Consider the following 19,318-nt stretch of genomic DNA (forward strand, 5'->3'; position numbering starts at 1 on the left):
ATCCGTCCGCCATCGGTGCACGACATCGGATCGGAAATTTATTTGCCACTCTGACTACCCGAACCGGTACCATCCTGAATTTTTGTTTGAAGCTGCTTGATCTCGCCTTCCTTGGCTGCAAGTTTTTTCTGCACTTCTTCCGCAGCAGCTTTCACCTGTTCCTGGACTTTCTCTGAGACCTGTTCCATCTTCTGGATAGCTTCGCCGATTTTATCCTGTGCCTGCTGACGGGTTTGTTCCATTGCTGCATCGATATCGGCATTGGAACCGCCCTGCTTTTTCATCTGTTTCAGCGCTGTCTGAGCAGCTTCTGCAGCCTGTTTGGCTTCCTGAAGCTGTTTCTGAACATCATCAGGGATCTGCTGCAACTTATTCATCACCTGCGTCTGGATTTCAGCTTTGAGTTCTTCCAGTTCGCCGGCATTTTGTGTTGCTGTTTGCGTGCCGTCCTGTGCTACAACGCTGAAAGCGAAAGCAGCGATTGCGATTGAGGTAAGGAGCTTTTTCATATAACCCTCCCAGGTTAAGTGTAAGGTGGATATCTTGTTTCCGTTTTACTTTTTGGATCTGGGCCCTTTCCTTATCGATCCGCCACTAAACACCGCAAGACCCATGCCAGAAGTCACAACCTTAATAAATTCTGCCACTTATGACATTAATGCCAAAATATAACGTGTAATAAATTGGGGTCTTTTCACCCCAGCCGTCATATCTACAAACAAGTATAACGTTCAAACCTCTGATTTTCAATGAGTTATGAATGTTTTATGGTTGTGTGGTCATTTGACCCCAGTGTTTGGGGACGGAGGCAAATATTACAATATTATAAAATTTGCCTCCGTCCCTAAATTATAAAATCACAAAGTCCGGGATTACATTCAAGAATGGCAGCTACATCTCATAGAGGGTATCATCTTTTGCCGGCGGGGCGTTTCTCTTTCCACTGCCCGAGGACATTACAAAGGGGTTTTCATCCTCACCCATAGCATCTTCCATATCCTGTTCCAACGATTCGGGGTCTTCACCGGCCTCCATCCTGCTGAGAGCATCCTGGATTTTGTCATTGTACTTAAGGCCGGTCATGTCGGAGAATTTCTGCATAAGCTTTGCCGCTTGACGGGGATCGTCTTCGTTGATCTTTTCAGCTTCCGAGGCAAGCGAAGCCATAGCGCTCTCCATCTTTGATTCATCCAGGGGAAGGTTTGCCAGGGGATCATCGCCCTCACCGGCATCGCCTTTCCGCGATCCGGAGAGCGCTGCAAATCGGGATATCTTACGGCTCAAGGTATGAGCATCATCTCTGGGACAGGGCGGTACCTTTTCGGTATTGATGCTTCGGGAAAAGAAATTGAAAATGGTGTTACATTTGTCGCAGTAAAATTCATAGATCGGCATGATTAAACCTCCACAGCTTATTGGATATCGGATCCGGAATGGCCAAAGTGTATAACAGCTATAAAAATAAATCGTGCCGATTATAATCTAAATAGTGTCAAGCTGAGTGACACCATCTTTAACGGCATCGACCGATTTATCCAGCGCTGTTTTTTCTTCTGAGGTTAGATCTATCTCGATTATTTTTTCTATGCCTTCTTTTCCAAGCACAACAGGAACGCCGAGGAAGATGGAATCGTATCCATACTCGCCGTTCAGGTATGCCGACGCCGCGATAATTCTCTTTTTATCTTTGAGGATCGACTCGGCCATCTGCACCGATGATGCTGCCGGGGCATAAAACGCGCTGCCGGTTTTCAGGTATTTGACTATTTCTCCACCACCCGTGCGGGTACGGGCAACCAGCTGCTCGATAGTACCGTTGTCCATGAGATTGTCAAGCGGTATCCCTCCAACCGAGGCGAACCGTTTCAGGGGCACCATCTGATCGCCGTGACCGCCAAGCACCATCGCTGTAACATCACCGGGAGTCACGCCAAGTTTCTCGGCAATAAAATACCGGAACCGGGCGCCATCCAGAACCCCAGCCTGTCCAATCACCTGATTGGAAGGCAATCCTGTTGCACGAAGAACCGCCATGCAGATAATGTCAAGCGGATTTGCCACCACGATTATTTTCGCCGAAGGACAATGTTTCATGATTTCCGATGCAACATTCCGCGCAATGCCGACATTGGTTTTTAAAAGATCCATGCGATCCATGCCCGGTTTGCGGGGAATTCCTGCCGTGTGAATGATAACATCAGAGCCCTCAATCGCCGCATAATCGTTGGAGCCGGTCACCTTTGCATTGAACCCGAGCACCGGAGCAGCTTCCATCATGTCCAATGCCTTGCCCTGCGGCACCCCCTCAACAACATCAACCATAACAACTTCATCGATGTCCATCTGTGCCAGATACAAGGCCGCGGTCGCACCGACTTGTCCTGCTCCAATAACTGATACTTTGCTCATGAATAAATCCTCCCTATACCGGCGGGGCCGGAAATTCAAAAATCGAAACTCGAACCTTTTTCCCGTTGTAGCGGGATGGAATTCTAAAGTTGAGTGTTAAAATAAGTTTTATTGCTCGGTTATCCAATATTGAATGGGTGAAATCTGAGGATATAGAGAGAAATTGGGGATATTGTCGGGAATAGGAGGTTGTATCGATAGTGAAATTTTAAAATTCTGAAGACATCCCCTTGGTACTCCTTGCCGGGATTGAACACCTTGACTTCTTCGAACTCCTTCAGATGACTTTCATTGTTGGCAATTTTATCCGCGTATTTATCGAGATCGCTTGAAAATCTCGAATGACTGGCCATGATCAGATGATCATAGCCCAGCGCGCGAATGCTGTCTGATGTCATATAGGAAGTGCCACAGATGCCTGAAAAAACAACATCGACTTTTTTGCTGTCCGGGAAGCAGGTATATACTTCCTGACCGATTTTGCTTCCCGCCAGCAAATTGCTGTTAACCCATTTCTCGGCAGCATGGCGGATGTCGGGCTTTATCCTTTGTTTTATATGGCCGAAATCGATTATTGCTGGATATGCTGCGATTGCTGCGATTAATAATATTTGCAATTTCCTATTATTAATTTTGCTCAACACATATGCTCCGCCAATCGACAGAGCAATCGAAAAGGTTAGAATATTATGGGCGAAAGTAACCTTATAGGTCCCGGCATAAAAAAACCACAGCACAGGAATTGAATAAATTACCAGTGATTCTCGACTTTTGTCTTTTGTTGACCATGCGATTCCTGCCAGACATACAGCAAATAAAAGCGGCGTTGCGCCATGAAATAAGAGATATTTCAAAAACCTGAATATCGCAAAAGACGTTTCCGCGCCGGGGTGGCCCTCTTTATAATGCATCCTTTCGAAATTGATATCCCTAATAAATTCATCAAAGGATATAATCGAGAATGGAGTCGATATAAAAAATGCGGCTGCAGCAACAGCGATAATTATAAGCAGGCGCTTATCGAAAAATTCCCGCCCGTTATCCAAGTCTCTCAGCCATTTTGATAGAATGGGAGCCAGCGGCGCAATGAACAGATATTTTGTCCCTAGACTCAATCCCGCAAACACCGATGACAAAATAAGCCATCTGCCACTCCGACGGTCGGAATGCAAATATAAAAGCGAACAATAAATCGTGCAAGCTGTCAGCAGCAACAGAAGCATATTCGGAACAATGCGCACCGAATTTGTTAAATGTAGCGGCAGTAATGCCATGATAAGTGCGGCGACAAGTCCGGTCTGTTTATTAACCAGCTTTCGTCCGATTAAATAACAAAGGTAAATAGAACCAAGGGATATGATTACATTAACAAACCTGCTCCCTGCAAAGAAAAGCCAGTAGGGGGTTGAAGGATCTTTGTTGCAGACATAATTTTCACGGAATTCATTTTAGGGAATTAGGACACTTATAATGCATGTATAGTATATACCATACGCATCATATGGACAACACATAAGATAGCAGGTATACTTAAGTGGAATTTACCGGAAAGATTAACTGTACTTTCTCAGATTGATAATTTTCGGTAAATGTGATATATTTGCAGAAAGTGCCATGAGCTATTTAATTTTCAATGAGCTTACTCCTTTCATCGTATTTTCGGTGGCTCTATGCCTGATTCCCGAGCGATATTTGCGCGGCAGGTATATTCTCTCTGTTAGCGTCGGCATCAGCCTGATCTCTCACCTGCTTTACGCATTTAACAATCCCATCGGCATTACCGGCGACAGCTATTCATATATACACTGGCTTTCGCAGGTACGCGATCACAGCAGCGCTTTGTTTTCGATGACCATGCGGCGTGCGCCGCTTTATCCGTTGTTTTTAAATGCTGCAAAATGCATCCAGCGCTCGGGGTATCAATCCCGGCTCCGGATCAAAGAGTCCGCTTGAAGACTGGGATGCAAACGCGATCCCGCATGATGTCATGCGAAGCCTTGTTACGGATTCGGGTATTTCGTACAAAGAGGCAAACGATGCGCTGATCGGATTTTTTATTCGATCAGTTGCCGCCAATCCTTATAAATATATCAAGTCTGTTTTTATGGATTTATATCATCTACTTTTCGTATCGTCCGAATATTACCCCGATCCCCGTGTGCTTGACGGAATCGGACAGGATTCGCTTACATCACTCTCCGGCCCTTCGCTGATACTCTGGCGCTTTCTCCGCGGGTTGTTTCACCCTCCATCGTGGCTGCTCTTTATCGGTATACCCTTTGCTGCAGCGAGCCTCTGGAAAAATTTCAGGGATATCGTATCGAGCGGCATCTTCTTTGTGGTCGTTGCCTTTATCTACGGCTATATTCTTACCGCGGCGGTTGAAGTTGGCTTTACGCGCTATACGATCCCCTGGCTGCCGCTACGCGCCGTTCTCCTGGGAAGTATTGCCGTTATTGTCGGCTCTTTTATGATCCGAAAATTATTACTTCTCCGGGAAACGGAAGTCCACCAGAGAAATGCGGAACTAACCTGAATTATACAAAAAAAAGCATCTTTTGGCTGTTGGTGCCCCGACTGAAAGGACGCGTGAAGAGATCGGGCAGTGCCGCACATTCGCCTAATTGAAATACCGAGCGGGTAGTTGAAACAAAGCGCGGAGGGTCATTGTGCGTATTGACGCAAAACAGCGTGATGAGGATCTTCGATTTATGATGACCAATATGCAGCAAAAGCGGCAAAAATTACTCCTGCAAATTCGATTTTTTCCTTCCGGTCAAAAAAGGACGAATGCTTTTTTAAAAATTTATCACTGCCCATATTTCTCCAAATTGAATTGAATAACTTTTAATTTCAAGCTCCGCTTGATTTAATTCCCCCTTAAAAGATTCTAACGTATACTCTATATAATGACCCCTATGAAGCCTATACTCTAGACCCAACTCTTTTTTGTAAAGAGTTATCCAGTCTCTGCTTATCAAAGGTATTCTTATTAGGATTTTAGGAGCTAGTCTTTTCATTTTTCTTAAAAAATCAATACGGTTTTCTATATGCTCTAAAACATTGGATAAAATCACTACATCAAATTTTTTATTTTCCAAATCTTTTGTCGCATCGCCTGAAATATATTTTATATTCCTACCTGCAAATTTCTTTTTATTTTCTTTAATCTTTTTTGAATCAATATCAATCGCAGTGACTTTTTCTGCTTTTTTTGAAATATCATATGCCAATACCCCTTTTCCACACCCAACATCCAAAACATTGTCTCCAATGTTTATGTTGTCAACAAAAAAGCTGTGATAATTTGTAAGCCTATGTTTTGGATGAACTCCTTTTTCGACTCGTATTGCAAAAAAACTGCTCCAGTTATAGCAAAAAGAATGCAGTTTTAGTAATAATTTTATAATTATTTTGTTCATAATTCTTTCGGATAAAATTTTTCAAAAATAATCCTGTCTCTGTTTTTAATTTCTTCTATCATTTCGGCTGTATAATAATCCATATAATAGCTGTGACCTGATGTATTTATTTTGCTTTCTATTTTTAATTTTACTTTTCCTTGAAAGATTTTTTCTAAATCCTGATTTATATTTTCTGTTTTTGCTGTCTCTAAATTTATTTCTCTACCAAAATAATAAAAAACGTTGTTGGAATAAAATCCAAATTGAGGATGATAATTTTCTAATATTTTAAAAGGAGCTGAATTTTTCCTCCATGGCTTGTGCCATCTTTTAATTCCTTCTTTTCCATTTTTAAATAAGACCAAATCATTGAAAAAATCTCTGAAAGAAGTATCTCTCATGCCTGAATAATCTTTTTCTTTGGATTCTATTTTAAATTTATATAATGAAACATACCATGATAAAGGATTTCTTACTGTTCCGAATTTTACAACGTTATTGTTTCTAAATTTGATATTGTTTACTGTATATTCGTGGGGTAGGGTAAGTATACTGTTTGTCAGGTTTCTTTTTCTGGAATAATATTTTACCGCTGTTCCGGCTGTCTTCGGAAGATGATAATAAACAAAATACTTTTTTTTCGTATTTCTAAATAATTTTAGCTTCAATAAAAGAGCTTTTTGGTTGATTTTGCCCTTAAACCTTTCAAAAAAAGCGAAGCTGTTTTCTTTTTTTGGAATAAATCCACCTAGACTTTCTTTCAAAAATCTATCAATATAAATTCTATATGGGCTTCCTTTTTCTTTTTCTGTTTTTCGGGGATGAAAATTTTTTAACATAAACTTTATATAAGATTAATTCTTTTGTAAGACTACTTTTTAATTTGAATTTTTCCAAAAGAGTAAAATTTATCAGTGTTTATCCAATTAGGATTAATTTATGTTTTTATTGAAGTTCAATATTTTTTAACAAAATACTTAACATCACCCTCACAGAGTGGAAGGTGAGCGATTTAGTGGACACATAGTTAAGCTACACCGGGCCGGAAATTGGCCGATGTAGTACAATGTAACTATGGAGGTCTCCATGAAAAAGATCGTAGAAAATACGATGCCGAATTCAAGCTCCATGCTGTGCAAATGGTTGTCCACGACAATATGAGTTGCCGTGAAGTAGAAAGAGATCTTGTTATCAGCCATCGACCAATATGCCGCTGTGTCAAGGCATGCAAAATAGACCCGGCCGATTGTTTTCCAGTCAACGGCAACCTCAAATCTTCTGATGCTGATATCAAATTGATTGTAAAAGAAAACAGGCAGTTACGCAAGCAGCGTGACATTTTAAAGCCTTAGCCATTTTCTCCCAGACACCCAGGCAATCTATCAATTCATAATCCCAAGAAATGTGTGCATTTCCGCCGGTCTCTGTGGACTCTGATGGGTATCGGGCACATACTTTACTATATACGTACCAGTTTCGGGATCTCCGAAAACAACCATAAAGCGCTCCTTGTTCTGCTTGATTACATCCTCGACAATTTTCCACTGGGTATCATAGCGCCTTCCGGTAACTTTTGTTACAATCAAATACCGGACATTGTTAGCTTTCAATAAATTAAAGACATCCTTCTGCGAGTGAATACTCTCAACCGGAACGGTCAAAGCATCGCGCATCAGAAAAAGATAATGATTTGTCTGGCATGCAACGATATCGTCTTTGCCGATATTTATTATCGCCCACTGCAAAGCCTTTTGATACTGTCTGTCACTAAATGATGCTTTCATATCTTTGCGAGGCATGGAAAAAGTCCAGTAGGCATTATCTGCAACAACACCGGTCCAGAGTAGCGCAATAAGCGATGTCGCCAACACCGGCTTTTTGATTTTCCATCCAATAATGGCTCGTATTCCTCTGTACAGATAGACAAAGAGAAAAGGCACGATCGGCACCAGTAATCGTATATAGAGAGGGCCATAGAACAAGAGCACCCCCATGTAAACAAAGGTATAAAGTGCAGGGAGCGGATAGGGTGAAATGGACGTATACCAGCCGATGAGCACAATAATCGTAATAATTGCCGTAAGGAGTGCTTTTGTTTTACTCATGGGAAAGGAGTAGTAACTTGTGCGGAGCAATGTTTGCGGTATCAGGGTAAGCATGTAGCCCCGGAGGGAAAAGCCAATTTTTCGTATCTTATTTATGAAAACCTCGGATGTTTTCCTGTTTGAACCGTGACTACTCCGTGCTGTTTGGGTTTCACCGTTTTCAATTCCCCGCTGGTGTTCATAGGTCTTGACCCCAAAGAAGGCACCGAAGGAGCCAATTTGAAATCCGGGAGCAACCAATGCGGCCGAAGCATAGCCGATTATTAATACCAGTGGAAATAGAAAGGATAGCCGGAGTGCTTTTTTGTCGTTTCTCTTCAGCTTGAACCCCAGATAAAGCGCAAAGGCCAGGGGAAGTGCCAGTCCGATATTCCGTATGGTTCCAATGTACAAAGCACACAAGGATAATACTGCAATTTTCGTAACAGTTAATTTTTTATTCCATCTATCCCAGAGAATGAAAAAGAGGATCGAGCAGATCACAAAGTAAATCTCTGAATACAGATATGATGACATCAAATGGAGCGCAGAGCTGAAACCCAATGCGCATAGTATTGCTGATGCTGCAAAAAGAGATTTTTCTTTTTTATAGATATATCGTGCAAAGAAATAGAGCGTCACAAAAAGCCCGATAAACAGAAGAGTTTTTAGGACATACCACCAGGGACCGAAAATTTTAAAAAACGCAGAAATAAAAAGTGGAAATCCCGGCGGCCACCAGAGAAAATGAGGCATTGACGGCTGCGATATGTCGACAAACCCTTTTCCCTGAGCAAAAGCCATTCCCAGGATCATATAGCCGCAGTTATCGCCATGCTGGTGGAGTGGGAATGCAAAACTGAAAAAAAGAACAAGTACCGCGGAAAGCACTGCTATCGCTGCAAGAATAACTGTTTCTTTTTGAAATCGCATGCTGCTACTTTTTTTTCAACACTAGAAGAATCATATGGCCCGCTAATGGACAGGCCACCCGATTTATTGCCATGGATAATATTCTGATTAGCTGTCGCTTTGACCCGGATATCATCGTTACAATTCCTTTCAGAGGAGGAACATCTTCCCGGATCCCCTTCAAACCGTCATAGGGCGCCTGTTTAACAAGCTCAAAGCCTTTGCGCGTAAGCTTATGTGCTACATCATTCTTTTCCAGAGCAAACTGATAAAATTGCTTAATGCCCTGCTCCTCATGAGTAAATAACGGGTATTTTTTCAATATAATTTTAAGCCTTCGTATACTATTAACCCAGGGGAACGTTAAAAATAGATATCCTCCCGGTTTGATTACTCTTGCCATTTCGTTGACAAACTGCTCATAGCCGCCATACCAGTGTTCAATTACTCCCAGCGACCAATACCCGTCAATAGAATGCTCGGGGAGCGGAATGTGTCGTGTATCGGCAACGGTATACCGCACCTCCTTGCCGAATTCTTTAATCTTTTCCGGAAGAGAAGAGATATAGTCCATTGCAATAACTTTAAATCCGGTGCAACGCAAATACCAGGATTGCTTTGCTGTTCCGCATCCCCCTTCAAGGAGCAGCGAATTCACTGGTAGATATTTTTTTGTTGTTTCGATAATAAAATTATTCCGGGGAATATTGCGTGTATTCAGGAAACTGTAATCCTGCTTTCTCCAGTGGTCCTGCCAGAATGCTTTATCGGCGTTTTGCTGAATATATACCAGGCGATCGTTTTGTTTATCGAAATATTTCACTTTGAAATCCCGGCAAGCTTTTGTATAACCATTCGTTCTTTATCAACAACCATTTCCAATGAAAAGTTATCTCTCACGAATGCCGCGGCTTCTTTCACAAGTTCGGTATTATCCGATTCTCTTGCCCGCATGATTGCCTCGCGAATTGCATCCTTGCCTGTTCCGCAGGCGAGATAACCGTTTATGCCGTCCTTAATTATCTCTTTAATCCCGGGAACATTGGTGCCTATACAGACACAACCGCAGGCCATGGCTTCTAACAGAGATTTCGGCATGCCCTCGTGATATGATACTATGGCATAGTACATGAAGCTGCTGTATATAAAAGGAAGTTTTGCACTATCGACAACCCCCTTGAGTTCAACTTCATTATTATGGCGAGCAACAAACTTTGCCAAGGTTCCACTCATCATGTCACGACCGTAAACATGCAAAACCATATCTGTACCATGCAGGGCGTCGCATAAAGAATAGAGGTTCTTTTCGGGGCTTATTCTTCCAACATAGAGAATTCCATTCTCTTCTTTTTCGGCTGCCCGGTTGTAGAACTGCTGTGTATTTACATAATTTGGAACAACAGCAATTTTTAGAGGATCAATGTGCTGTTTATTTATCAGAAAATTCCGTTGTTCACCGCTTGTTACCATTGCAATGTCGCAGTGTCTGAAAAGAACGGTTTCAGAATATCCGAGAGTAATCGCCCAGAACCACCTCTTTTGAGCCTTTCTCAATTGAGACGGCAGATATCCGCATCGGGCAAGCAATTTTTTTTTAAAAACAACCTTGGCGACAAAGGCTGCAATGGAGCCTCGAACCTGATTTGTTTTTAAAATATCACATCCATTCAACACAATCTTGTGAATGAAAGGCATAGCAATGGTGTAAATAAGACATCCCGGCCACCCGTTTAACAATCGAGGCATCGGAACTACAATAATTTTATTGCTGATTTTTCCGTTTTTGTGCAATTCATTTGCCAGCATGCCGTCACCAGCCCCATAGGTAAACCAGTATACGGCACTTACTGCTTTATTGTCAAGCAGTCGCTCGTACAAAAGCTTTTCGCGCTCAAGTACCCCTTGCTCAATCCAGTCTTTGAGCGATATCCTGTAAGTAAAAAAAAGGGCAAGGTTCATGATATTCTTAGTCTTTCATGACCGCTGCATTCTTACAAACAGCCCACACCTCACCAAATCGGTGCTTCTGTGATAAAGGGCTGCTAAAAGAATTTTTTTAAGAGAATTCTTTTTGCTCTTAGAGCTTAAGGTAGCTGAAAAAAAAGTCATGATTATTACACATTCGACAGATAAAGATTTAACATCCTTGCCCCGACTTTCTCATGGCGTAAACTCCCTGAATCCTAATTTGTTTTCTAGTCCGAGCACGATGGCGATAATCGATATCCCCCAAAGGAACATTACAGTGCCATGTATATCCGGTTCGTATTTTGCACGCGCAACCGGAGAATTATAATATATGCAGTTTGTTTTTCCTTTCCGAAAAGAAAATCCGCCACTCTGAGGATAATAATACTCTCTGCACATCTGGAGCCGTTTTCTCATGAATCTTTGTATATCATCGGTACGGTAAACTTTCCCCGACTGCTCCCATGCGTATTTGAGAACATATACAATATTAAAATTATCACAGGCATTACGATTATTAATTGCATTTAAGCATAGGTCGACCATTTGCTCCCCATCAGAAAATGACAAGCGATCAGCAGCTTTTAGCCCTGTAATAATTTTCATTGCTCCATTTATCTTCTGAGCTTCATCTGTGTATCCTCGATACCAGAACCCATCATGGTTTCTCAAGTTGTTTACTATTTCGATAGCTGCATTTATGAGTTCTTCTTTATTTGTAAAAAGACTTCTTTTCAAAAAAAACAGAAGATGGGAAAAATGGCTTCCGGCGCCCCAGGGACGGCTCCAATCAAGCCTGTCAATAAATTTCTGCACTTCTGTTTTATTATTCGGCACCCTCGCATAAGTGTATTTCGGCATCTCACCAAACAACTCCAGTGTCGCAATGGCCTGTCTGGTCTCTGCCAGCAGAATTGCAGCTCCGGAAAGCGCCTGCAAATCAGGATGCCTTAAAAAACCGGTAATCCTCAAGGGCAGCGACGTCAAACTCAAAAGCTCATCTTTGAACAAGCCGTTCCTTTTCTGAAAACTTTTGATATACATAATTGCTTCTCGAATCTCATGCTTAAAAATTGTCTCCAATCCGACAGTATACACAATTTTCAAGAAAAAAACCGCATTTCCCAAACCCCATTTGACCTTTTCTCCGAAATAATCTCCCGTTAGCGAATAGTGATAAAATCCTGGTCGCATGGAGCCCTTTAAATGTCGCAGAAAAGCCGGAATATTATCTTTCAACCCGTATATCCAGGTTAAATCATTTGTGTTTTCGCTATCAGCCATAATCTCAAATTTTGAAATGCTTTAGGATCCTTATCTTCAAAAAGAAAATATGCTGCTGCAATTGACCGACCATTTTTCTTTGCAGCACTTTTGTTTTGATTTTACTATGTGTTTCTCTCATAAAATCGTAATATTTCATAGCACATTCGGTAATACTCGGAATTACTATCGCTCTGACAAGTGTATCATATTCAATTACCGCCCGATCTATCGCTTCAAGAACATTCTTTTTTCCGGTAAAAAAAACACCGGCAGCTCCGATTATTTCCGGATGTCCCCCATCCATCAATGCAACAGCCGGCAAGCCGCATGATAAAGCCTCGATCAGAGAATTTGAACACGGATCTTTCTCTGACGCTGTTATATACAGATCATGCTTTTTCAGCTCAGCTGCCAGCTCATAGCTGGGAAGCGGATCTTTTTTAATAACATTTTTAAACTCTATCGGTGAGTTTCCGATGAAAGTCATTTCATATTTGCTGAAATCAAGATTTTTATCTAAATATTCATATATATCAAATCCTTTGCGCCAATTGGAGGACCAGCTCGTCGCGATAAGCCGCACCTTCCGGTTTCGAGTAAACACATCTTTGCTGATACGATTAAAAATTGCAGCATCGGCAGCATTCGATATGACAATTTCCGGATTTTTCCTGATGCCCAGCCTGTAGTTCTCGTTTTTGCTCCATTCACTCTGAAAAATACTGGCATCTGCAAATGTCATATTAAATATATAAATTAACTTATCAATATATTTATCTTTTCCCCGTATACTTGAAACCGGTCCATCGATTCGATGAAAAATGATCTTGCCGTCTTTCTTTAGTTCGGCTATTTGCCTGAAACGATATTCTTCCCTGAACGGAAAGCTGTTAAAAAGAATTACATCCGCATGCCCGGGCTCATCTTCGTATACCTCCTTACGCCTGAATTCCGCCTGCAATGCCTTGAGAAACTGATTTCCCCCTCCCCATGCATTGTCCTTGAATTCATAAAGAATGTTTATCTTAACACGGTCAACCTTCATTAATTATTCCTAACGAGACATAAAGCTTACAGTATCGTTCTTTTGTCTTTTTGTAGCAGCCAATCGACAGAGACTTTTCAAACGATTTGCCTGCAATACCGACCGCAAACCTCTTACTATTATATAATTTGCAAAGCGTTTTAATACATTCTTCTTTTGAATCAAAGATTTCATTATCGCATAGATAATCCGGTGCAGCACCTGTGCGTGTGCTTATCACCGGCTTTTTTGTATATGATGCTTCAACAATTCCCTTTGGGCCTCCTTCCGAGCGAGAGGTAACGATGTAGCAATCAATCAGATTATACAGCAGTGCCGTTTTTTCTGTTGGAAGTGTATTATAGTGTATATCATCTTCATCGTTGTGCGGATATTTGCCAACAAATACGAATGGTAGATTTCTTTTCCGACACTGTTCGATAATATAATGGCGGCGGGGTCCCGCCAGCAAAAGAACGAACTTGTCTCTATCAATCGGTAGCTCGCTTACAATATCAATAAGCAAATCAGGATTTTTCTGCCATTTTGGTTTCTGCAGATTTTCCCCCAGAGAGTCTCTTTGGAATGAACCAATAATGAATCTATCCTCCAGCAGCGCATAATCAATACAAAGCATTTCGCATAGCATTGCCTTAGGTATATCCCGTGGGTAAAACACTTTTTCATCAACATAAAAAGGCAAGTAAAAACACGGGATATTTTGCTCCAAAAACCAGAGTTCCTGCTTTCGGCTTGGCGCGATCCATAATGTAACGAACGAATTAATTTTATTAAATTCTTCTGTCCGTTCGTTTATTTCATTTGTTGCCACGGCAATTATCTTTTTGTTTCGAAAGGGCGCGATTAAAGCACGCCTCAGCTTTGTCCACCACACACAATGAATCGCCGAACAAAAGAGTGGTGTTTTGCAAATATTCATACCAATATCATTCAAGAATCTGATCGCATGGTTCCGGTCTGAATCAATGGACCATCCCATATTGTCAGATCCGTAAACAAAAACTTTTTTTTCCATATTCATTATATTACTATCAGCCTCCAAGCTTAATAGTATCGTTTATCGGCAATCACAAAATATCCGGTTGTAAAATGCTCCATGGTCCAGGCTGTTCGGTGTTCAAGATACCGGATTGCTGGTCTTGTTAAATGAAGCAGCTTTTTCATTATAAAAGCGGGCATGCTGTGTCGTTTGGGATTTTTCAGCAAATACATATTCATCATATCATAGACAACGGCAAAAAATCCACCCATCGGCAGAATAGAACCAATGGAAAAGCCGGCTTGGTTAAATTCCTTTTCGATTTTTTGTTTTGTCCATCGCACAAAATCCCCCGGATCTGCATGTATTGCATAAAGAAAAGGCATCGAAAAAACGATTTTGCCTCCCGGCCTCGTTATTCGTGCTATTTCTTTAAGTGCGCCGGATGGATCGCTCAGATGCTCAAACAATTCACAGGCAACAATTACATCCCCACAACCAGTCATTAAGGGAAGAATACACGCATCGGCGATAACATCTGCATTGTTGTTGCCATTGAGATAAATCCACCGCAGGGTAGTATCCTTTGGCGGACTGAAAGATCCTCGTTTATTCTTTTTTTTGCCGCCTATATCAATAACCATTCCATGGTACAGCTTCTTGTTTTGATCAAGAAACAGGTCAAGGTAATACCGGCGAAAGGTTATGAACATGGCTTTTCTAAATTTCTTTTGCATCAATGCTGTTCGATCGCTTTAAAATTATAAATAAATACACTATGGCTGCAACACCGCGGTACAACTCCATAAGGAGAATGCTGAAAATCACGGCTTTTATTTTCCAGAATTGAAGAAAAATCACAAGCGAAAGACAATAGAAAATTTTTTGTATATATGAATGTATTTGTACATATCTTCCGCGTCGCTGAAACGTATCAAAGGAAAAAACAAAAGCTGCAAGAATGTTGGTTGGAATAGTCAAAGATAGTACCTGAGCAATAATTACAGATTTTCTGTATTCCTCTCCAAAAAAAATCGGCAATACAACCGGCGCTGCAGCAATAATTATTGCACTCAAGCAGACTCCGAAAAGAAGGATTTTATACCAATTGGATAGCAGCTTCTGGATGTTATCCTGAGGTGTTTTTCTACCCCACCAGGAAATGGGAACTGCAGCAATGTTTTTAAGATTGTCTTTAACAATCCGAGGCATTATTGTGCCAATATAGTAAACTGCAAGATAACGTGGATCAATTACACCAAGAATTATTCTATCTATTTTCAAAACGATTGTATTAAAAACAGCCAGCAAAGAGAATTCCCATCCTTGTCGAAAAATTTTCTTTTCTTCGTCATTTTTCGGTTCTGCCGAACCCAGAGACATTTTTGCAATAAAATGGCCGGCAATAGTAAGCATTCCATTGATTCCAATAAATGCAAGGAGCACAGCTTTGAAGTCATGCGTATAAAATGATGTGAGCCCTATAACGATAGCTGTGAGAAATGAAGACAAAACACTAATTAATCGTGATGCAACGAATCTGCATTTCGGCAGCAAAACGCTATCATATTTTTGAAACCCGGTTGCCGGTAGCAACAAAGAAAGAAAAAAGAGCACTTGCCCTACTTTAAAATTTCCTCTTACATTTGTGTATATCCACGAAGTTGTCATGAGCAACCCGGAGCAAATTAAAACCGATACGAGTACTCTCTTCTGAGCTTTCCCGTAAATCGAATCATATCCTTTAAGCACACTTTTATATATCGCTGTATTCATTCCCGGCAGAGCGGCAATTGAAGCTACTCCCAAATATGCTAGAATCAATTGATATTCACCAAGACCATCCATACTCAAATTCCTGGCCAGAAATGCGCTTGCAGCAAGATTAAACAGTGCCATAAGTATCTGAGATGCAAGTATCAGCAGGCTGTCTTTCATCATATAATGTCGTCGACAGCTATTTATTAGTGCTTTCAGACGGGTGATAAATGAATGCGGCATATGCTTAATGGTGGATCTTTCTCAACGACGGTTGCTTCCTGAGGATTTCCTCATAAGACCGTTTATCTTCACTATCTTAATATTTCCTGTACCATAATTATATAATATTGTATAATCTTGGTGACACATTATGCAGCATATGATAATAAATCCTGATATTTCTGTTATAATGGCAGTAAGAAACGGCATTTCCTTTCTGGATCAAAGCATTCCAGCCATACTCCGTCAAACATTTGGTAATTTTGAGTTTATAATTATTGACGACGGTTCCACCGACGGAAGTGGACAACTTCTGGAAAAATATAATGCTCTCGACGAACGAATATCCATTGTTTCCCAAGAAAATCAAGGTCTTACCAAAGCCCTGAACACTGCCATCAACCGCGCCAAAGCCCCGTTAATAGCCATTCAGGATGTTGATGATATATCCCTGCCGAGACGATTGGAGTCTCAAATAAAGGAATTTCAGAAAGACAGCAGCCTGGTCCTCTGCGGTACCGGATCACAGGCACTGAATCCCCCAAACAAAAAAGTTCTTCGGGCCCAGGCGGGGGTAATTTGCGAAAATCAAATATTAAGAGAGCGACTTAAATATGTGAATGCCATCCGGCATTCATCGGCCATGTTTCGAAAAGATGTTTTCATCCGTGTCGGCAGGTACTGTGAGTCCTTTATCTACAGCCAGGACATTAATTTGTGGCATCGAATGGCACAGGTTGGTACAATAAAAAATATCCCGGATGTTCTGCTCCACTACTCGAATTATAAAAACTCAGTTTCGAACCGTCATACCGACCACCAGATTATGCTTTCCGCCCTTTCCTGTACCCTTTATGCTTCCGGTTATACTCCGGTTCAAATGGTGGATGCCGTTAAAAACATTCACACTAAAGAAGATATTATTCCATGCATTCATACCCTGAAGCTTCCGGAAAAGCATTTTCATTTTTCTTTTGGAATGGCTTGTTTACAAAGAGGTCGTTATAAGGCAGCAAAAAAGCATTTGAAAAAAGGATATCATCTACTTGAAACGCCTGCGCTCAAAGGAAGGCTTTTATGGGCTCTTTTTCCAATTCCAATTATGAAATTAATAAAAACGGCATATTTTATTTCGAAAAAATATAGTTAAGACATTTTTATCTGTTATGCATAAAAACGCTGAAAATTTCAGAGCAGAGATAGAAAAAGTATCGCATGCCTCCAGCGATGACTTCTTCTCCTGGTTTAATAATTCGTCAAACAAAGACACTGCATTTAATAAAGGGAAATTAGATTTTCTTGTTAATATAAAAAAACCTTTAGATGAATATATCGATTTGCCTGCTGATAAAGTTGCATTGGATATTGGACATGGAGGTGGAAGATTGCTTGCAGAGGCTGCAAACCATTTTGGAAAAACACTCGGAATAGATATTCATAATAAAAACAATTTAGTAAGCAAAGAACTAAAGACCAGAGCCATTTTCAATTATCAATTAATACAATTTGACGGCGCCCACTTACCATTTACGAAGAATGCGATTGATATTGCTTATACCTTTATTGTGTTCCAGCACCTTGGCAGAATTGAACTATTTAAAATATTAATTGATGAAATATTCCGTATTCTCCAATACGAAGGTATTGCTGTTATATATTTCGGCAGAAAAAGATTTTTCTCTCTTAATAAGAAATCATATGCATTTTTTTTGCTTGACTGCCTTTTTGAACAAATCTGTATCCCGAATGGATTTATTGAATTTGCTGCACCGGTTAACCACTCAAATTTATATATTACATTACCCCATGCAAAAAAGATCGCTAGAAAAGCAGGCTTTCACATTTTAAAGACTCTTGTTTCAAGAAAAATCAATCAAGATGGAGAAATCACGATCGGAGGACAGCACGGCATTATTCTTTCAAAGCAACAGATAAAAGCAGGCCACTATGACTAAAATACTGTATATCGGCGCAGCACATTTCATCGGAGGAGCCGAAAGGGTTCTTCTTAATTTCCTCTCACACGTCCATCCCGCCACAATTAACGCACGGGTAATTATTTTCGGCAAAACCGGTGCCATGAGCGATGCTCTTGCAAAACAGCAGGTAAAGTCGCTTTGCGTGCAGCATATAAATTTTTTTACCGGGTCGGTATGGTTTCGCGTGCCTATTATTCCATTTCAATATCTGTGGCGTCTAGTAAAAATTTTCCGGTACGCAATAAAATATAAGCCCGACATTATCCATGCCTGGTGCTTGCCGGCAATCGATGTTTCAGCTCTGTTATCAATTTTGTTACGCAGGCCGGCCCTGGCCACGCTTCATATGAGTTTGACTGTCAGGCACGTTCCGGAAATCAGAAGATTATCAATAAAAATTTCATCTGCAAAAATAACGAGCTTTATATGCGTTTCGGAAGCTACTAAAAGAGCTGCAATTGACGGCGGAGTAGCCGAACAAAAATCTATCACAATCCACAACGGTCTCCCTGAACCGGCTCCTGCATTCCAGAAAAGCACTCCCCTTAATGAAATTTCAAAAGACCGTCGAAAAATCCGACTTTCATGTATCGGTGTAATCCAGGAAAGAAAAGGACAGCACGTTCTTCTGCAGGCAGTACACAGGTTGAAAAAAAACGGAATAAACAACTGGGAGCTGAAAATTGTTGGTGATGTATTCAGAGGAATTGGTACTGACTATAAAAAAAATCTGCTTGCTTATGTTAATTCACATAATCTATCTGCCTCTGTTATTTTTAAAGGATGGAGTCGCGATATCAATTCAGTTTATGCGCATACCGATATCCTTGTACTTCCTTCAATTGACTTCGATCCTTTTCCTACTGTTCTGCTTGAAGCTACTCAAATAGGTATTCCCGCAATTGCCGGTACTATTGGTGGAATACCTGAAATCATAATCGATGGTGATAATGGATGGCTCTTTCCTCCCGGCAATGTCGATGCGTTGTCACACATTCTGGCCGATGCTCTCGAGGGAAAACTCACGCTATCCCGTAATACTCCCTTCAGGTTTACTCTCGACCGGCAGGTAAAGGAAACGCTTGCTATCTATAGCAAACTGCGTGGAAAACATTAACTGTTGTTCAAAATATCTTCAAAAACGCTCAACAGTTGCTTTGCACTGCGCTCCCAGTTAAACTGCAAACTTCTCTGAAACCCTTTCCGGGCAATATCCCTGCGGAATTTATCATCACTGATCACCTTTTCAAGCGCCAATGCGAGCTCATGAATATCCAGTGGATCAATCAGCA

Annotated in this window: 22 protein-coding genes; 6 read left to right on the forward strand and 16 right to left on the reverse strand. The window is 41.0% G+C overall.

Translation table 11 applies throughout. The features are described 5' to 3' along the window. Window positions 1-38: 38 nt before the first annotated feature. The 4 genes from GF401_07580 to GF401_07595 form a co-directional block, all read right to left on the reverse strand. Window positions 39-509 (reverse strand): hypothetical protein, encoded by a 471-nt coding sequence (locus GF401_07580; GenBank protein MBD3344906.1) that lies wholly within the window; start codon window positions 507-509, stop codon window positions 39-41. 382 nt (window positions 510-891) lie between these two features. Then, window positions 892-1,395 (reverse strand): zinc ribbon domain-containing protein, encoded by a 504-nt coding sequence (locus GF401_07585; GenBank protein MBD3344907.1) that lies wholly within the window; start codon window positions 1,393-1,395, stop codon window positions 892-894. 87 nt (window positions 1,396-1,482) lie between these two features. After that, entirely contained in the window at window positions 1,483-2,409 is a 927-nt protein-coding gene (mdh, locus tag GF401_07590) for a malate dehydrogenase (protein ID MBD3344908.1), read from the reverse strand. A 119-nt stretch (window positions 2,410-2,528) separates the two neighbouring features. Further along, a complete protein-coding gene (locus tag GF401_07595; GenBank protein MBD3344909.1) occupies window positions 2,529-3,770 on the reverse strand; it encodes a phospholipid carrier-dependent glycosyltransferase in 1,242 nt (413 codons plus the stop codon). 253 nt (window positions 3,771-4,023) lie between these two features. Between GF401_07595 and GF401_07600 the strand changes: the two genes are divergently transcribed. Both GF401_07600 and GF401_07605 read left to right on the forward strand, forming a co-directional pair. Further along, the gene (locus GF401_07600; GenBank protein ID MBD3344910.1) at window positions 4,024-4,362 is read left to right on the forward strand and encodes a hypothetical protein; all 339 of its coding nucleotides are present in this window, start codon (window positions 4,024-4,026) and stop codon (window positions 4,360-4,362) included. Beyond that, complete coding sequence (locus tag GF401_07605; GenBank protein MBD3344911.1) at window positions 4,298-4,945, forward strand: hypothetical protein; 648 nt, start codon at window positions 4,298-4,300, stop codon at window positions 4,943-4,945. Before GF401_07600 ends, GF401_07605 begins: the two co-directional genes overlap by 65 nt. Before the next feature lies 1 nt (window position 4,946). Here the strand turns inward: GF401_07605 and GF401_07610 are convergent, their stop codons facing one another. Genes GF401_07610 through GF401_07620 form a run of 3 tightly spaced genes read right to left on the reverse strand, consistent with a single transcriptional unit; the run spans window position 4,947 to window position 6,652 of the window. Next, the gene (locus tag GF401_07610) at window positions 4,947-5,150 is read right to left on the reverse strand and encodes a hypothetical protein (protein ID MBD3344912.1); all 204 of its coding nucleotides are present in this window, start codon (window positions 5,148-5,150) and stop codon (window positions 4,947-4,949) included. Between the two features lie 57 nt (window positions 5,151-5,207). Next, window positions 5,208-5,831, reverse strand: coding sequence for a methyltransferase domain-containing protein (locus tag GF401_07615; protein ID MBD3344913.1), 624 nt, complete (start codon window positions 5,829-5,831; stop codon window positions 5,208-5,210). Further along, window positions 5,828-6,652, reverse strand: a complete 825-nt coding sequence (locus tag GF401_07620) for a hypothetical protein (protein MBD3344914.1) — start codon at window positions 6,650-6,652, stop codon at window positions 5,828-5,830. The genes GF401_07615 and GF401_07620 overlap by 4 nt, the downstream gene beginning before the upstream one ends. Before the next feature lie 210 nt (window positions 6,653-6,862). On the opposite strand from GF401_07620, the gene GF401_07625 reads away from it, so the two are divergent. Next, on the forward strand, window positions 6,863-7,165 hold the full coding sequence (locus tag GF401_07625; protein ID MBD3344915.1) for a hypothetical protein: 303 nt from the start codon (window positions 6,863-6,865) through the stop codon (window positions 7,163-7,165). A 30-nt stretch (window positions 7,166-7,195) separates the two neighbouring features. On the opposite strand, the gene GF401_07630 is transcribed toward GF401_07625, so the two are convergent. The 8 genes from GF401_07630 to GF401_07665 all read right to left on the reverse strand — a co-directional run bounded on the left by GF401_07630 (window position 7,196) and on the right by GF401_07665 (window position 16,008). Continuing rightward, complete coding sequence (locus tag GF401_07630) at window positions 7,196-8,830, reverse strand: hypothetical protein (GenBank protein MBD3344916.1); 1,635 nt, start codon at window positions 8,828-8,830, stop codon at window positions 7,196-7,198. Window positions 8,831-8,834: 4 nt separating this feature from the next. Further along, window positions 8,835-9,632 (reverse strand): methyltransferase domain-containing protein, encoded by a 798-nt coding sequence (locus tag GF401_07635; GenBank protein ID MBD3344917.1) that lies wholly within the window; start codon window positions 9,630-9,632, stop codon window positions 8,835-8,837. Continuing rightward, complete coding sequence (locus GF401_07640) at window positions 9,629-10,768, reverse strand: glycosyltransferase (protein ID MBD3344918.1); 1,140 nt, start codon at window positions 10,766-10,768, stop codon at window positions 9,629-9,631. Before GF401_07640 ends, GF401_07635 begins: the two co-directional genes overlap by 4 nt. A gap of 201 nt (window positions 10,769-10,969) precedes the next feature. Further along, the gene (locus tag GF401_07645) at window positions 10,970-11,821 is read right to left on the reverse strand and encodes a hypothetical protein (GenBank protein ID MBD3344919.1); all 852 of its coding nucleotides are present in this window, start codon (window positions 11,819-11,821) and stop codon (window positions 10,970-10,972) included. Window positions 11,822-12,065: 244 nt separating this feature from the next. Beyond that, window positions 12,066-13,088, reverse strand: a complete 1,023-nt coding sequence (locus tag GF401_07650) for a glycosyltransferase (GenBank protein ID MBD3344920.1) — start codon at window positions 13,086-13,088, stop codon at window positions 12,066-12,068. Then, window positions 13,078-14,109: a glycosyltransferase gene (locus tag GF401_07655; protein MBD3344921.1), complete on the reverse strand. Its 1,032-nt coding sequence runs from the start codon at window positions 14,107-14,109 to the stop codon at window positions 13,078-13,080. The genes GF401_07650 and GF401_07655 overlap by 11 nt, the downstream gene beginning before the upstream one ends. Before the next feature lie 23 nt (window positions 14,110-14,132). Further along, window positions 14,133-14,804, reverse strand: a complete 672-nt coding sequence (locus tag GF401_07660) for a methyltransferase domain-containing protein (GenBank protein ID MBD3344922.1) — start codon at window positions 14,802-14,804, stop codon at window positions 14,133-14,135. Beyond that, entirely contained in the window at window positions 14,788-16,008 is a 1,221-nt protein-coding gene (locus GF401_07665; GenBank protein ID MBD3344923.1) for an oligosaccharide flippase family protein, read from the reverse strand. The genes GF401_07660 and GF401_07665 overlap by 17 nt, the downstream gene beginning before the upstream one ends. Window positions 16,009-16,198: 190 nt before the next feature. On the opposite strand from GF401_07665, the gene GF401_07670 reads away from it, so the two are divergent. The 3 genes from GF401_07670 to GF401_07680 are packed head-to-tail and all read left to right on the forward strand — an operon-like array spanning window position 16,199 to window position 19,143. Continuing rightward, a complete protein-coding gene (locus GF401_07670; GenBank protein MBD3344924.1) occupies window positions 16,199-17,197 on the forward strand; it encodes a glycosyltransferase in 999 nt (332 codons plus the stop codon). A 16-nt stretch (window positions 17,198-17,213) separates the two neighbouring features. Next, complete coding sequence (locus tag GF401_07675; protein ID MBD3344925.1) at window positions 17,214-18,002, forward strand: methyltransferase domain-containing protein; 789 nt, start codon at window positions 17,214-17,216, stop codon at window positions 18,000-18,002. Beyond that, the gene (locus GF401_07680) at window positions 17,995-19,143 is read left to right on the forward strand and encodes a glycosyltransferase (GenBank protein ID MBD3344926.1); all 1,149 of its coding nucleotides are present in this window, start codon (window positions 17,995-17,997) and stop codon (window positions 19,141-19,143) included. The genes GF401_07675 and GF401_07680 overlap by 8 nt, the downstream gene beginning before the upstream one ends. Here GF401_07680 and GF401_07685 read toward each other — a convergent pair. After that, a complete protein-coding gene (locus tag GF401_07685) occupies window positions 19,140-19,283 on the reverse strand; it encodes a hypothetical protein (GenBank protein MBD3344927.1) in 144 nt (47 codons plus the stop codon). The two genes, GF401_07680 and GF401_07685, sit on opposite strands and share 4 nt — an antisense overlap. Between the last annotated feature and the right edge of the window lie 35 nt (window positions 19,284-19,318).

It is taken from the genome of Chitinivibrionales bacterium (genome assembly GCA_014728215.1).
Taxonomy (GTDB): domain Bacteria; phylum Fibrobacterota; class Chitinivibrionia; order Chitinivibrionales; family WJKA01; genus WJKA01.